The sequence below is a fragment of the Curtobacterium sp. ABR8 genome, assembly GCF_057812125.1.
Genome location: NZ_CM173818.1, coordinates 143,269 through 156,921, shown reverse-complemented (window position 1 = coordinate 156,921; position 13,653 = coordinate 143,269). Strand labels below are relative to the sequence as shown.

General features: G+C 71.6%; 14 protein-coding genes. 8 read left to right on the top strand and 6 right to left on the bottom strand.

Features of this window, described 5'->3' with window-relative positions:
- The first annotated feature begins 21 nt into the window (after window positions 1–21).
- Both ACXKZB_RS00750 and ACXKZB_RS00745 read left to right on the top strand, forming a co-directional pair.
- Window positions 22–564 (top strand): dihydrofolate reductase family protein, encoded by a 543-nt coding sequence (locus ACXKZB_RS00750; protein ID WP_488824302.1) that lies wholly within the window; start codon window positions 22–24, stop codon window positions 562–564.
- A gap of 10 nt (window positions 565–574) precedes the next feature.
- Entirely contained in the window at window positions 575–772 is a 198-nt protein-coding gene (locus ACXKZB_RS00745; protein ID WP_488824301.1) for a hypothetical protein, read from the top strand.
- Window positions 773–787: 15 nt separating this feature from the next.
- On the opposite strand, the gene ACXKZB_RS00740 is transcribed toward ACXKZB_RS00745, so the two are convergent.
- Window positions 788–4,360, bottom strand: coding sequence for a proline dehydrogenase family protein (locus tag ACXKZB_RS00740; protein ID WP_488824300.1), 3,573 nt, complete (start codon window positions 4,358–4,360; stop codon window positions 788–790).
- Between the two features lie 79 nt (window positions 4,361–4,439).
- Window positions 4,440–4,700: a DUF4190 domain-containing protein gene (locus ACXKZB_RS00735; RefSeq protein ID WP_488824299.1), complete on the bottom strand. Its 261-nt coding sequence runs from the start codon at window positions 4,698–4,700 to the stop codon at window positions 4,440–4,442.
- 152 nt (window positions 4,701–4,852) lie between these two features.
- Here ACXKZB_RS00735 and ACXKZB_RS00730 point away from each other — a divergent pair, with 152 nt between their 5' ends.
- Window positions 4,853–5,329 carry a MarR family winged helix-turn-helix transcriptional regulator gene (locus ACXKZB_RS00730; protein WP_123311071.1) on the top strand — a complete coding sequence of 159 codons (477 nt, stop codon included), beginning with the start codon at window positions 4,853–4,855 and terminating at the stop codon, window positions 5,327–5,329.
- A gap of 361 nt (window positions 5,330–5,690) precedes the next feature.
- On the opposite strand, the gene ACXKZB_RS00725 is transcribed toward ACXKZB_RS00730, so the two are convergent.
- The 3 genes from ACXKZB_RS00725 to ACXKZB_RS00715 are packed head-to-tail and all read right to left on the bottom strand — an operon-like array spanning window position 5,691 to window position 7,596.
- Entirely contained in the window at window positions 5,691–6,398 is a 708-nt protein-coding gene (locus tag ACXKZB_RS00725) for an anti-sigma factor (RefSeq protein ID WP_488824298.1), read from the bottom strand.
- Window positions 6,395–6,910, bottom strand: coding sequence for a sigma-70 family RNA polymerase sigma factor (locus ACXKZB_RS00720; RefSeq protein WP_123311076.1), 516 nt, complete (start codon window positions 6,908–6,910; stop codon window positions 6,395–6,397). The genes ACXKZB_RS00725 and ACXKZB_RS00720 overlap by 4 nt, the downstream gene beginning before the upstream one ends.
- Entirely contained in the window at window positions 6,907–7,596 is a 690-nt protein-coding gene (locus ACXKZB_RS00715; protein WP_488824297.1) for a YceI family protein, read from the bottom strand. The genes ACXKZB_RS00720 and ACXKZB_RS00715 overlap by 4 nt, the downstream gene beginning before the upstream one ends.
- Before the next feature lie 119 nt (window positions 7,597–7,715).
- On the opposite strand from ACXKZB_RS00715, the gene ACXKZB_RS00710 reads away from it, so the two are divergent.
- Window positions 7,716–8,726 (top strand): TerC family protein, encoded by a 1,011-nt coding sequence (locus ACXKZB_RS00710; protein WP_488824296.1) that lies wholly within the window; start codon window positions 7,716–7,718, stop codon window positions 8,724–8,726.
- Between the two features lie 71 nt (window positions 8,727–8,797).
- Window positions 8,798–9,655: an NAD-dependent epimerase/dehydratase family protein gene (locus ACXKZB_RS00705; protein WP_488824295.1), complete on the top strand. Its 858-nt coding sequence runs from the start codon at window positions 8,798–8,800 to the stop codon at window positions 9,653–9,655.
- 11 nt (window positions 9,656–9,666) lie between these two features.
- Here ACXKZB_RS00705 and ACXKZB_RS00700 read toward each other — a convergent pair whose 3' ends face one another.
- Entirely contained in the window at window positions 9,667–10,653 is a 987-nt protein-coding gene (locus tag ACXKZB_RS00700; RefSeq protein WP_488825939.1) for a DNA-3-methyladenine glycosylase family protein, read from the bottom strand.
- 93 nt (window positions 10,654–10,746) lie between these two features.
- Between ACXKZB_RS00700 and ACXKZB_RS00695 the strand changes: the two genes are divergently transcribed.
- The 3 genes from ACXKZB_RS00695 to ACXKZB_RS00685 all read left to right on the top strand — a co-directional run bounded on the left by ACXKZB_RS00695 (window position 10,747) and on the right by ACXKZB_RS00685 (window position 13,648).
- The gene (locus ACXKZB_RS00695; protein WP_123311084.1) at window positions 10,747–11,775 is read left to right on the top strand and encodes a 6-phosphofructokinase; all 1,029 of its coding nucleotides are present in this window, start codon (window positions 10,747–10,749) and stop codon (window positions 11,773–11,775) included.
- Window positions 11,776–11,916: 141 nt separating this feature from the next.
- Window positions 11,917–12,894, top strand: coding sequence for an MDR family oxidoreductase (locus ACXKZB_RS00690; RefSeq protein ID WP_488824294.1), 978 nt, complete (start codon window positions 11,917–11,919; stop codon window positions 12,892–12,894).
- Between the two features lie 85 nt (window positions 12,895–12,979).
- A complete protein-coding gene (locus ACXKZB_RS00685) occupies window positions 12,980–13,648 on the top strand; it encodes a GntR family transcriptional regulator (protein ID WP_111083777.1) in 669 nt (222 codons plus the stop codon).
- Window positions 13,649–13,653 lie beyond the last annotated feature (5 nt).

Below are 13,653 nucleotides of genomic sequence, written 5' to 3'. Positions count from 1 at the left end.
GTGCTCGGTAGCGTCCGGGACATGAGCACCACCTACTCCGTCGCGTCCTCGCTGGACGGCTTCGTGGCCGCGCCCGACGACGACCTCGACTGGCTGCTGCAGTTCGGCTTCGAGCCGTTCCAGGAGCACCACGACCGGTTCTTCGCGGGCATCGGCGCGATCGTCATGGGCTCGACCACGTACGAGTGGTTGCTCGAGCACGACGACACGTGGGCGTACCCGGACCTGGCGACGTGGGTGTTCACCACGCGCGACCTGCCGGTGCCGGACGGCGCCGAGGTGCACTTCGTCTCGGGCGAGGTCGCGGACCACCAGGCCGACCTCGAACGGGCAGCCGGTGAGCGCGACGTCTGGGTCGTCGGCGGTGGACTGCTCGCTGCCCAGTACCAGCAGGCCGGGCTGCTCGACGAGCTCCGCGTCACCGTGATGCCGGTGGCGCTCGGCGCCGGTGCCCCACTCCTGCCGGTCGCCGCGCCGACCCCGGTGTTCGAACTGGTGGGGACGACGCCCTTCACCGGCGGTGCCGTGGAACTGCACTACCGGTCCGCAGCCACCACGGCGTAGCGTCCGCGGCATGAGCGACAACGAGCAGACCGAGCCCGTCATGGACGGCGCAACCGAGGCCACGAACCACGAGAAGCTGCACGGCCTGATCGAACAGGTCGACCACGATCACCGCGGCGAGGGTGCCGGGGCGATGGCCGACCACCTGCGCGACCGGATGGACGAGACCGGCGTCGAGGACGAAGAGGGCGGCGACGTCGAGGACTGACCCGAGCCGGGGACGTCAGACGCGCAGGTCGGCGAAGTCCGCGTCGACGTCCCCGAACCGGTGGGCGGTGATCGAGACCGACTGCTCACGGATGAACGGGAGCATCTCGATCAGCCCGGCCTCGACCACCGGGGCGTCGTGGATCGCGACGTCGATGCTCGCCCCGAGGGCCTCCTCGAGCGCCAGGGCGTCGCCGCCGATGAGTCGGATGCGTGCCCCGGGACCACCGAACGCCGTGTGCACGGGTCGGTCCTGGCCCTGCGCGAGCATGTCCCCGAGCGCGTCGATGGGCTCGTCGTCCTCGCCGCTCGTCCAGTTCGCCTGGAACACGGCACCGGACGATGCCCGGGCGTGGAAGTCCTGGTCGGACTCGACCAGGTGGTCGACGACGTCCAGTGGTGACCGGCTCGAGGCGAACAGCTGGGTGAGCGGGCCGGGCAACGGACGGGCGGTGCTGAGCAGGACGTGGGCGCGGGCGGCCGTTGCGGCGACGAGCGCTCGCACCAGGTCACCCGCCGAGGCGTCCTCCGCCTGCCGCACGATGACGGACTGCGGTCGGTGGCGCAGGACGTTCCGCTGCACCACGAGCCCCGACAGGTCGTGCGAGACGCCGTAGAGCTCTTCGCGCGCCCGGACGTCGCTCAGCGCACCGGCGCGCACCTGGTCGAACTCCTCGAACGACAGTCCGCTGCGCGCAGCCTCGATGACCGCGGTCACGCGCGGCGGCAGCCCGTGCAACTGGATGCTCTTGTGCACGGTGCGTGGGACCGGCTCCCACCGCCCGAGCGTCGCCACGTACATCGGACCGCCCGCCTTCGTGCCGGTGCCCACCGACGACCGCTTCCAGCCGCCGAACGGCTGCCGGCCGACGACCGCGCCGGTGATGCCGCGGTTCACGTACAGGTTGCCGGCGCGCACGCTGGCGAGCCAGTCCGCGACCTCGTCGGCGTCGAGCGAGTGGATGCCCGCCGTCAGGCCGTAGTCGGTGCCGTTCTGGATCGCGATGGCCTGCTCGAGCGTCTCGGCACGCATGATGCCGAGCACCGGACCGAAGTACTCGGTCTGGTGGAACTCGCTGCCCGGGCGGACACCGTCGCGGATGCCGGGTGACCAGAGCCGCCCGGAGTCGTCGAGTGCCGTCGGCTGCACGAGCCAGGACTCCCCCGGCCCGAGCTCGGTCAGGCCCTGCCGCAGCTTGCCCTCGGGCTCCGCGATGACCGGGCCGACCTGCGCGGTGGGGTCGTCCGGCCAGGCGACCCGGAGCGTGCGCGTGGCGTCGACGAGCTGCCGACGGAAGCGCTCGCTCTCGCCGACCGTGCCGACCAGGACCACCAGGGACGCCGCCGAGCACTTCTGGCCGGCGTGTCCGAAGGCGGACTGCACGATGTCCTGCACCGCGAGGTCGATGTCGGCGCTCGGTGTGACGACGATCGCGTTCTTGCCGCTCGTCTCGGCGCTGAGCGGCAGTCCGGCGCGCCACCAACGGAACGACCGCGCGGTGTCGGCCGAACCGGTCAGGATGATGCGGTCGACGGCGGGGTGCCCGACGAGGTCTCGACCGAGTTCGTCCTCGGCCAGGTCGACGAGCTGCAGCAAGGAGTGCGGCACACCGGCGTCCCAGAGCACGTCGGCCAGCAGCGCACCGCTCCGCTTCGCCTCGGGTGCCGGCTTCAGGACGACACCGCTGCCCGCGGCGAGCGCCGCCAGCACCCCGCCGGCGGGGATCGCGACGGGGAAGTTCCACGGCGGCACGACGACGGTCAGACGCGGCGGGACGTAGCGGGCGCCCTCGATGTCGCCGAGACGACGGGCTCGTTCGGCGTAGTAGTGGGCGGCATCCACGGCCTCGGTGACCTCGGTGTCGGCCTCGGAGAACGTCTTGCCGGTCTCCGCCGCCATCGCCTCGATCAGGTCGGCGCGGCGGGTCTCGAGCTCGTGCCCGATCAGGTCGAGGAGCTCGGCGCGGTCGGAGGGGTCCTGCCGACCCCAGTTCACGCCGGCCTGGGCGGTGCGGGCCATGATCCGTTCGAGCTTGGATCGGTCGGCGACCTTGGCCCCGCGGATCGTCTGCGCGCCGAGCTGCGAGCGCGGCACTCGGCGGAGGACGTCGAGCGCCCACGCGCGGTTGGCGGGGACGGAGGGATCGGTGTCCGGGGCGTTCCGGAACGCGTCGCGCAGCACGGGTTCGCCGAGCGCCCGGTGGCGGTCCTGGGTGCGGTGCGTCGCTGGTACCGACTCGTCGAGGGCCGCGACCGAGGCCAGGTACCTGCCGTGTTCACGGTCGAACACGCTGGCGTCGTGGTCGATGTCGGACGCTGCGGCGATGAAGTTCTCGGGGCTCGCGCTCTCCTGCAGCCGTCGGGCCAGGTACGCGATCGCGGAGTCGAACTCGTCCGGTTGCACGACGGGTGTGTAGAGCAGGATCTGGCCGACGTCGGCGCGGACGGCGTCGGCGTGCGTGGACGCCATGCCGAGCAGCATCTCGACGTCGATCGCGTCGGTCACCCCGCGGCGCTGGGCGAGCACCCATGCGGTCGCCAGGTCGAACAGGTTGTGCCCGGCGACACCGATCCGGACGGCGTCGGTGCGCTCCGGGGTCAGCGCGGCGTCGAGCATGCGCAGGTAGGCGCTGTCGGTCTCGCGCTTGCTGCCCCAGGTGGCGAGCGGCCAGTCGTGCACGATCGCGTCGACGTGCTCCATCGCCAGGTTCGCGCCCTTGACGAGCCGCACCTTGATCGGAGCCCCGCCCCGGGCCCGGCGCTCCTGCGCCCAGCTCGTCAGGGACTCGAGCGCCCCGGCGGCGTCGGGCAGGTAGGCCTGCAGCACGATGCCGGCCTGCAGCCCTGCGAACTCGTCGCGGTCGAGCAGGGTCCGGAACACCGCGAGGGTGACGTCGAGGTCGCGGTACTCCTCCATGTCCAGGTTGATGAACTTCGCCTGGCCGCCGGACGCCAGCGGAGCCGCCGCCAACCGGTACAGCGGCACCAGACGGTCGACGACCCGCTCGACCGTCTGGTCGAACGCCCACATCGACGTCTGGGGCACGACCGAGCTGACCTTGATCGACACGTAGTCGACGTCGTCGCGGGCGAGCAGGTCCATCGTCCCCTGCAGCCGACGGTCGCTCTCGGCGCTGCCGAGCACGGCTTCGCCGAGCAGGTTCACGTTGAGCCGGGTGCCCGGTCCCCCGACCTTCGCGAGCGCCGGACCGAGCTTCGCCGTGCTCGCGTCGATGACCAGGTGACCCGTCATCCGGCGCAGGATCCGGCGAGCGGTCGGGATGACGGCCCACGGCGCCATCGTCGCGAACCCACCGCCGAGCGTCACCGCACCGCGCAGGTACCAGGCGAGGAAGTCGGGGACGTCGCGGCTGACCTGCTCGAGGTTACGGGCGGCGACCCGGGGGTCCTCGGGGCGGATGACCTTGTCGACGAAGCTGCGCGTGAAGTCGAGGCCACGCTCGTCCCGCAGGGCTTCGGCGAGGCGAGCGGCACCGGCGTCCGGCTTCGCCCCGGCGGACGCCGCCAGCCACCGGCGGACCAGCGCCACGGCATCGTCGGTGCAGTCCTGGAGGCGGGCGCTCGGCATGCTCCGATCGTATGCCGCACCTCCGACCTCACCTTGGAGCGCGCCGCACGTCGGCCAGGAGTCATCCGGACGGATGAAGTCAGCCGAACACCCGGATCAGTTCCGGCAGCACGAGCAGCACCGGCAACACCGAGAAGACGGAGATGACCGCGCCCGCGACGATTCCCGTGAGCGCGAGACCGCGTCCGGCCTCACCCGTCCGCCGCAGCTGCGGCAGCGCGATGAGCCCCACGACGACCCCGCCGATGGGGACCACGAAACCCAGCACCAGCGCGATGATCGCCAGGGTGTTCGTCGGGCGGATGGATGCCGTCGGCGGCTGCGCGGAGGGGTTCGTCATGCGGGTTCCTGTCTCGTCGGGCCGAGCGCTGCACGGCCCGGTCATCGTACGGGCGGTCCGGAGCGGTCCACAGCGCCCCGTTCGGGTCATCCGGACGGACGAAGTACGCGGCGTCGGGGTCGGTCGGCCCCGACGGTGGATACGCTGAAGGAATGTCGACGCAGGGCAAGGACGGCCACGACTGGGCGACGTGGGACGCCTACCACGACGTCTGGCGACGCCTCGACCGAGCGCTCGACCAGGCCGTCCAGGCGGGTGCCGGCATCTCCATCCCCGAGTTCGAGATCCTGATCGGCCTGCACCGGGAGCCGGACCACCGGCTGCGCGTCCGCGACATCGCCGCCGGCATCGGCTGGGAGAAGTCGCGCGTCAGCCACCAGGTCACGCGCATGGTCTCCCGTGGCCTGGTCAGCCGGGCCGACTGCCCGACCGACGGCCGGGGCAGCTGGGTGGAGATGACCCCCGACGGCCGTCGCGCGGTCCTCGCCGGCATCCGTGCGCACACCGGTGCGTTGGAAGACCTGTTCTGGAGGCCCGTGGGGACTGACGCGGACACGCTCCGGTCCGTCAGTGCGCGCGTCCAGGACGCGATCGGCCCCGACGTGTCGGACGACGCCGTCTCCGGCTGACAGTCCGCGCGCGTCCGCCGAGGACTCCCCCGGGCGTTTCCGCCGAGGTTCCACGACTCGCCACCCGTGGAGCGCCGAGGTTCCACGAACGCCCTCTCGCCGCGCCGAGGTTCCGAAATCGCGGAACCTCGGGATTAGGACTGGGGTCGTCAGGCAGCGCACGTCCGAGCGCGCCGTTCAACTCGTTTCCCGGCGATGGCTCTCCCGAGCACCTCCGCCGAGGTTCCACGACTCGCCACCCGTGGAGCGCCGAGGTTCCACGAACCGCCGTGAGTCGCGCCCAGATGCCGAGATTTCGGAACCTCGGGGCGGACGGAACTCGGGGGCGGGCGGGCGCGGGGGCGGAGGGCGGGCGGGTCAGCTAGAGGTCGACGACGGCGAGGGCGCCCTGTTCGCCGCGGAGCCGCACCTGCACGCTCGCGATGTCGTCGCGCGGGATGTCCGTCGACGCCGACAGTCCCTTCGCGTCCTCGCCGGCGGCCGTCCACGAGCCGACGATCTGCGTGGAGCCGTCGGACCGCACCACGACCAGGTCGTACATGACCGAGCCGTCCGCCGCCCACTCCTTGCCGCCGTACGAGCAGCCCCAGTCGAAGCGGGTGCCCCACTGTTCGCCGCTGACGGCCAGGTCGACGTCGAGTCCCTGGGCGCCGGTCATGTCGTACCGGTCCGCGGTCGCCGATGCCGAGACGTCGCGTCCGGCCTGCACCGTGCCGCGGTCCCCCGCCGTGCCGACGGCGAGCCCGCCGAGCACGGCGGCGACCACCGCGAGCCCCGCGGTGGCGGCGACCCAGACCCGGCGACGGCGGCGGCGGTGTCGAACGCGGTGCGCCACGGAGGCGAGGGTGCTCTCGGAACCGGTGTCGGGCCTCCCGTCCGGTTCCGCGATCTCGATCGCCTGGTCGGCCGGCAGCTTGGCGAGCAGACCGGGCAGGCCGACCAGCTCGGCGACGGCGGCCGTGCAACGGTCGCACGTCTCCAGGTGCTGCTCGTACTCGAGCCGCTCGTCCGGGGACAGGGACCCGAGCACGTACGCCGCATCCCATTCTGCGTAGGGGTCGTCGCTCATCGGGTCACTCCTCGTTCCTGCAGTGCGAGCCGCAGGGCTCGCAGCCCGTAGTGCAACCGCGACTTCGCGGTGCCCTCGGGGATGTCGTGACGTCGTGCGATCTCCGGCACCGTGTGGCCGAGCCAGTAGGCGTCCACCACCACGCGGCGGTGGTCCGGCGAGAGCGACGCGAGCGCGTCCGCCACGACGATGCGGTCGAGGACGGCGTCGGTGCGGTCCGACTCCGCGCGGTCGACCGGGTGTTCCGTGCCGAGCTCTCGGCGGTTCCGGGCGGACCGGGCATCGTCGACGACGAGGTTGCGCGCCACGGTGAACAGCCAGGCGCGTGCACTGTCCGGCGCGCGTTCCAGCACCGCCGGTCGCTGCCAGGCGCGGACCATGGTCTCCTGCACGACGTCCTCGACCGCCGAGCCGTCCCGCGTCAGGTGCCGGACGTACCGGGTGAGCGCGTCGCCGTGCTCGCGGTACAGCGTCGCGAGCAGCTCGTCGGCGGAACGACTCGTCACGGTCACTTCTGCAGGTCGAGGGAGAACTCGACGGAGCCCTTCCCGTCCACGGTGACGAAGCCGAGCGAGGGGGCCTTCACGCCGTAGTCGGCGAACGTGATCGGCACCGAACCGGCGACCTGCACGGTTCCGCCCTCGCCGACGGCGACCTGCGCGTCGGCGGTGACGGCCTTCGTGACACCGTGCAGGTCCATCGTGCCGTTCAGGGTGACGTCCTGCTTGCTGCCGTCGAGCGCCTTCGAGACGTCGACGGGCTTCGTGAGGGTGAAGGTCGCCGTCGGGAACTCGTCCGTCTCGAGGGCGGTGTCCCGGAAGTAGGCGTCGCGTGCGGACTCGGGGGTGGTGATCTTCGCGACCTGGACCGTGACGGTCGCCTTCGCGAGGGAGCCACCGTCGACCTCGGCGGTGCCCTCGACGTCCTTCGTGCGTCCGACCACGTTCACATCATTCCCCTGCAGGACCTCGTGCACCCGGTAGCCGGCGTACGAGCCGCTCTGGCTGGTCCAGGTGCCGTCGGCGTCCGCCGCGTCCAGGCTGGCGGACGACGTCGCCTGCAACGAGGGAGCTGCAGCGGCCTGCCCGTTGACGGTGTTCGCGTAGATGGACGGGCCGGCGATGACGGCGGCGGCCGCGATGACCACGACGCCGGTGGAGATGCCGATGATGACCTTGGTGCGTGTGCGGAGTCCCATACCCAGACGACGAGGTGGCCCGGTGGATCGTTCACCGGCAGGAACGATCCGGCTCACGGATGCGTTCGGATCTGTCAGGCTGTTCATCCACCGTCCCACCTGCAGCCAGGAAGGCCGCAATGCCCGAACTCCCCGTCGTGTTCGAAGTCGGCTCGCTGATCGCCATCGTCGCGATCCTGCTCGCCGACCTGCTCATCGTCGCGCGCCGCCCGCACGTGCCGACCCTGCGGGAGTCAGCGACGTGGGTGGGCGTCTACGTGGGGCTCGCGCTGGTCTTCGCGGTCCTGATGCTCGTGTTCGCCGGCGGCGACTCGGCGGGCGAGTTCCTGGCGGGCTGGCTCACCGAGTACAGCCTGAGCATCGACAACCTGTTCGTCTTCGTCATCATCATGGCGCGGTTCTCGGTGCCGAAGAAGATCCAGCAAGAGGTGCTGATGCTCGGCATCATCATCGCGCTCGTGCTGCGTGGCATCTTCATCCTCGTCGGCGCCCAGCTCATCGAGAACTTCTCGTGGATCTTCTACATCTTCGGCGCCTGGCTGATCTGGACCGCGATCCAGCAGCTCCGCGGTGAAGACGACGGCGACGACCAGCAGGACAGCTTCATCGTCCGGCTGCTCCGCCGACGGGTCCGCCTCACCGACACGTTCGACGGCATGAAGTTCCGCACCACGCACGACGGCGTCCGGCACTTCACGCCGCTGCTCATCGTGCTGATCGCCATCGGCACCACCGACCTGCTGTTCGCGCTCGACTCGATCCCGGCGATCTTCGGCATCACCGAGAGCCCGTTCATCGTGTTCACCGCGAACGTCTTCGCCCTGATGGGCCTGCGGCAGCTGTACTTCCTGCTCGGCGGCCTGCTCGAGCGACTCGTCTACCTGAAGTACGGCATCGCGGTGATCCTCGCCTTCATCGGCGTGAAGCTCGTCCTGCACGCGCTGCACGACAACGAGCTGCCCTTCCTGAACGGTGGCGAGCACATCGAGTGGGCGCCGGAGATCAACACCTGGGTCTCCCTGATCGTGATCATCGCCGCGATGGCGCTGTCGACCCTGGCCAGCGTCGTGCGGATGCGTCACGACGGCGTGGAGACGAAGGACGACGAGCCCGCTCGTACGTCGGACTGACGGAAGGTGCTCTGCGCGACAGCAGGCCGGGCGCTGGAGCGTCCACCAGGTGCCCGTGCCAAGGTCGACGGGTGCACAACAACGACACCGTCGTGATCGCCGGCTGCGGCGACCTCGGAACCGAGGCCGGCCTGCGGTTCGCCGAACAGGGACACCACGTGGTCGGCCTCCGCCGCCGCGCCGAACTGGTCCCGGCGCCGATCACCGGCCGGAGCGTCGACCTGCGACACGAGACCCCCGAGATCCCCGCGGACACGAGCGTCGTCGTCGTGGCCTTCGCCGCCGGCAGCCGCGACGTCGACGAGTACCGCGCCACCTACGTCGACGGCCTGCGGAACGTGCTCGACGGCATCGACGCCTCGGATGCCGACCCGCGACTGCTCGTGGTGTCGTCGACGGCGGTGTACGACGTCGACGACGGCAGCGTGGTCACCGAGGACACCCCGGCGCACGGTGGGACCCCGACCGCTCACGTGCTGGTCGAGGCCGAGGCGCTGCTGCGCGAACGCGCTCCCGACGCCGTGCTCGTCCGCCTGTCCGGGGTCTACGGGCCGGGCCGCGAGCGTCTGATCGACCAGGTCCGCTCCGGTTCCGCACGCCTGGCCCCCGGTGCCTCATCGCACACGAACCGGATCCACCGCGACGACGCCGCCGCGGCGCTCGTGCACCTGGCGACCGTGCCGGACCCGGCGCCGACCTACCTGGGCACCGACGACGAACCGAGCCGGCTGGACGACGTGCTGCGGTTCCTGGCCGGCGAACTCGGCGTTCCCGAGCCCGTCACCGGCGACGGCGGTGCCCGGCAGTCCGGTGGTGACAAGCGCTTGTCGAACGCGTTGCTGCGGTCCACCGGCTGGACTCCGCAGTACCCGACGTTCCGCGAGGGCTACCGCGCCGTGCTGGCCGGCGAGGGCACCCGCCACCCCTGACGCCCCCGCGGTCAGTGCCCGCGGTGGTCCTGGATCGTGAGCCGCGGCCCGAACGCCGGCTTCCGGAACCCCGAGCCGCCGATCAGCCGGACGACCCGCTCCCGGTGCCCGCGCCACGGCTCGAGCAGCTCGAGCATCCCGTCGTCGTCGACCGGTCCCCCGGTCAGCGCCCACCCGACCAGCGCGGGGACGTGGAAGTCCCCGACGCTCGGCGAGTCCGGGTCGCCGTGGGAGCGCTGCGCGGTCTCGGCAGCCGTCCACTTCCCGATGCCCGGGATCGACTGCAGCCGCGCGGACACGACCGATCCGCCGCGGCCGAGGGTGAGCGTGCGCTCGAGCGCCGGGGCGAGCCGGACCGCCCGCATCACCGTCGCCGACCGTCCGGGCTCGATGCCGGCCTTGTGCCACTCCCAGCTCGGGATCCGCGCCCACTCGTCGGCCGTCGGCGGCACGACGAGACCGTCGGGTGCCGGCCCGGGTGCCGCGGTGCCGTACCGCCGGAGCAGGTACCGCCACGCTCCCCACGCCTGCCGCGAGGTCACCTTCTGCTCCATGATCGCCGGCACGAGCATCGCGACGACGGTGTTCGTGCGGAGCAGTCGGAGCCCGGGCTGCCTGTGCCGGGCGGCAGCGAGGAACGCGTGCCCGGAGACGTCGAACCCGTCCCAGTCGTCGCCGCGACCGAGCAACTCCGGCGCGTGCTCGACCGCCCACGAAGCACCGTCGCCCCACGCCGAGACCGCGATGGTGTCGCCAGCCTGCCGGATCGCCACGGAAGCCGGGCCGGAGGGCGTCCGGAGCGCGAGCCACACGACCGACCCGACCACCTTGTAGGCGGGGTCGCCGGAGCCGCGCTGCAGGGGCCGCAGGGTCGACGTGACGTCCACCGGGCCTCCCGGTCGGTACACCGTGTCGACGCGAGACGCATCGACGGACGCACCAGGGGCACCGGACGCGTCGCCGGACGCACCGGCGGACGACGAGGCGGAGTCGAGCAGGGTCACACCGGGATGGTAATGCGCAACCACCGTCAGTCATGATGGTCGCAGTCCCCCACGACCCCACCCGCACCACCCGACGACGGAGTTCCCATGCGCATCGGCATCCTCACCTCCGGAGGCGACTGCCCCGGCCTGAACGCGGTCATCCGCGCGATCGTCCTCAAGGGCATCGCGATCCACGGCCACGAGTTCGTCGGGTTCCGGGACGGCTGGCGCGGCGTCGTCGACGGCGACATCGTCCCGCTCGGCCGCAAGGACATCCAGGGCATCGCCAAGCAGGGCGGCACGATCCTCGGCACCAGCCGCACGAACCCCTTCGAAGGACCGAACGGTGGGGTCGAGAACATCGAGCGCATGCTCGAGCGCCACGGCATCGACGCCATCGTCGCGATCGGCGGCGAGGGCACGCTCGCGGCGGCGAAGCGCCTCACCGACGCGGGCCTGAAGATCGTCGGCGTGCCGAAGACGGTCGACAACGACCTGGGCGCCACCGACTACACCTTCGGGTTCGACACCGCCGTCGCGATCGCGACCGAGGCGATGGACCGTCTGCGCACCACGGGCGAGTCGCACTCCCGCTGCATGGTCGCCGAGGTCATGGGCCGGCACGTCGGCTGGATCGCCCTGCACTCCGGCATGGCCGCGGGCGCGCACGCGATCCTCATCCCGGAACAGAAGACGAGCATGGAGCAGATCGCGAAGTGGGTGCGCGCCGCCTACGACCGCGGGCGTGCACCGCTCGTCGTGGTGGCCGAGGGCTTCGTCCCCGACCACGAGGACAACGCGCACACCGAGCGCGGGCTCGACGCCTTCGGCCGTCCGCGGCTCGGTGGCATCGGCGAGCGCCTCGCGCCGCTCATCGAGGAGATGACGGGCATCGAGACGCGCGCCACGACACTCGGGCACATCCAGCGCGGCGGCACGCCGACCGCGTACGACCGGGTGCTGTCGACACGGCTCGGTCTGGCGGCCATCGACTCGGTCGTCGAGGAGCGTTGGGGCCGGATGGTCGCCCTCAAGGGCACGGACATCGTGCACGTCTCGTTCGACGAGGCGCTCGGCGAGCTCAAGACCGTGCCGCAGGCCCGGTTCGACGAGGCCGCCATCATGTTCGGGTAGTGCGGGGGCGTTTCGGGCGTACCTGGTCGTTTCGGGCGTACCTGGTCGGTTCTTCCGCCCCGGTACGCCCGGTTCCGTTGGGTACGCCCCGTTCCGTATCGCAGCAGGCAGAGCCGGGAGGCCCGGGGTAGCGTCCGGCGCATGACCCGCGCCGTAGTCGTGTCCAGTTCCACCCCGCCCACCGTCGCCGACGTCGACCTGCCCGATCCGACCGAGGGCGAAGCCCTCGTCGACGTGACGTACTCGAGCGTCAACTACAAGGACGGCCTCGCGCTCGCTCGGAACCCGGGTGTCGCCCGGGTCGACCCGCTCGTGCCGGGCATCGACGTCGTCGGGACCGTGTCCGCCCTCGGTCCGGGGGTGCACGACGTGGCGATCGGCGACCGCATCGTGCTGAACGGCGCCGGGCTCGGCGAGACCCGGCACGGTGGCTGGGCCCAGCACGCGGTGGTGCCGTCCGGTTCCCTCGTGGTGCTGCCGGACACGATCGAGGACTCGTTCGCGGCGGCGATCGGCACGGCGGGGTTCACGGCGATGCTCAGCGTCCTCGCGCTCGAACGGTTCGTCGCGCCCGATGCCGGGCCGGTGCTCGTGACCGGCGCGTCCGGCGGGGTGGGGACGGTGGCGATCGCCCTGCTCGCCGCCCGGGGCCACCGGGTCACCGCGTCGACCGGTCGGAGCGCCAACGAGGCCTCGCTCCGACGACTGGGCGCGACGGAGGTCGTGGACAGGAGTGCGCTGTCCGAGCCCGGCAAGCCGATGCAGCGTGCGACGTGGGCCGGCGCCGTGGACAGCGTCGGCGGGGCCACGCTGGCGAACGTGCTGGCCGGCACCCGGTGGGGCGGTGCCGTCACGGCGTGCGGGCTCGCCCAGGACTCCGCGCTGCCCACGACGGTGCTGCCGTTCATCCTGCGGGCGGTGTCGCTGCTCGGCATCAACTCGGTGGACGCCCCGCTGGAGCTCCGGCGTCGGGCGTGGGAGCGCTTGGCGACCGACCTCGACCCCGCGCTGCTGGCGGGCGTGACCCGGACGATCACACCGGAGCAGGCCATCGCGGTCGGCGCGGACGTCGTCGCAGGGCGCGTGCACGGGCGGACGGTCGTCGACCTGCGGCGCTGAAATACTCCTGTACCACAATTTTACAAGCGCTTGCAAATTGACACGTTAGGATTCCAGTACCGAGTCCGATGCACGAGGAGATGACATGCCGGTCCCGAAGTCCACGGTCGAGAACTCACCCCGCAAGCTGCTCCGCGACGTCGTGTACGAGAAGATGCTGGCAGCCCTCCGCGACGGCACGCTCCAGCACGGCGAACGCCTGAACGACGACGAGCTGGTCCAGTGGCTCGGAGTCAGTCGCACCCCCATCCGCGAGGCGATCGCGAAGCTCGTCGACATCGGCCTCGTCGAGATGGAGGCGAACCGGTACACCCGCGTCGCCACCCCCACGTTCGACGACTGGGTGACCGCGACCCGTGCCACGGCCGGGTTCTTCGAGCTCAGCCTGCGCTGGGGCGTCCCCGAGTACGACGACGCGGACGTCGCGGCGATGCAGAAGCTGCTCGACCGTGCCGACGGACTCCGCAAGGTCCGCGACCTCGGCTTCAGCGGTGCCGTGACCGACATCATCGAGTTCGCCATCGCCCACTCCGGCAACCCGCTCGTGCAGGTCGCCGCCGAAGGTGCGCTCGAGCGCGTCCGCTTCACGCTCAACCCCACCCCGGCGTTCGAGCAGTACGGTTCCGAGGCGTTCTTCTCGATCCTCGGCGAGGCACTCGACGAGCGCGACGGCGAGACGGCCGCCGAGGCCGGGCGTGCGCTGACCCGGAACTTCGAGCAGCACATCGAGTCCGTCCGCTCCGCACGCAGCTGACGGGC

Coding starts and splice junctions, on each gene's coding strand:
- ACXKZB_RS00750 (WP_488824302.1), top strand. CDS start 22: ATGAGCACCACCTACTCCGTCGCGTCCTCGCTGGACGGCTTCGTGGCC.
- ACXKZB_RS00745 (WP_488824301.1), top strand. CDS start 575: ATGAGCGACAACGAGCAGACCGAGCCCGTCATGGACGGCGCAACCGAG.
- ACXKZB_RS00740 (WP_488824300.1), bottom strand. CDS start 4,360: ATGCCGAGCGCCCGCCTCCAGGACTGCACCGACGATGCCGTGGCGCTG.
- ACXKZB_RS00735 (WP_488824299.1), bottom strand. CDS start 4,700: ATGACGAACCCCTCCGCGCAGCCGCCGACGGCATCCATCCGCCCGACG.
- ACXKZB_RS00730 (WP_123311071.1), top strand. CDS start 4,853: ATGTCGACGCAGGGCAAGGACGGCCACGACTGGGCGACGTGGGACGCC.
- ACXKZB_RS00725 (WP_488824298.1), bottom strand. CDS start 6,398: ATGAGCGACGACCCCTACGCAGAATGGGATGCGGCGTACGTGCTCGGG.
- ACXKZB_RS00715 (WP_488824297.1), bottom strand. CDS start 7,596: ATGGGACTCCGCACACGCACCAAGGTCATCATCGGCATCTCCACCGGC.
- ACXKZB_RS00710 (WP_488824296.1), top strand. CDS start 7,716: ATGCCCGAACTCCCCGTCGTGTTCGAAGTCGGCTCGCTGATCGCCATC.
- ACXKZB_RS00695 (WP_123311084.1), top strand. CDS start 10,747: ATGCGCATCGGCATCCTCACCTCCGGAGGCGACTGCCCCGGCCTGAAC.
- ACXKZB_RS00690 (WP_488824294.1), top strand. CDS start 11,917: ATGACCCGCGCCGTAGTCGTGTCCAGTTCCACCCCGCCCACCGTCGCC.
- ACXKZB_RS00685 (WP_111083777.1), top strand. CDS start 12,980: ATGCCGGTCCCGAAGTCCACGGTCGAGAACTCACCCCGCAAGCTGCTC.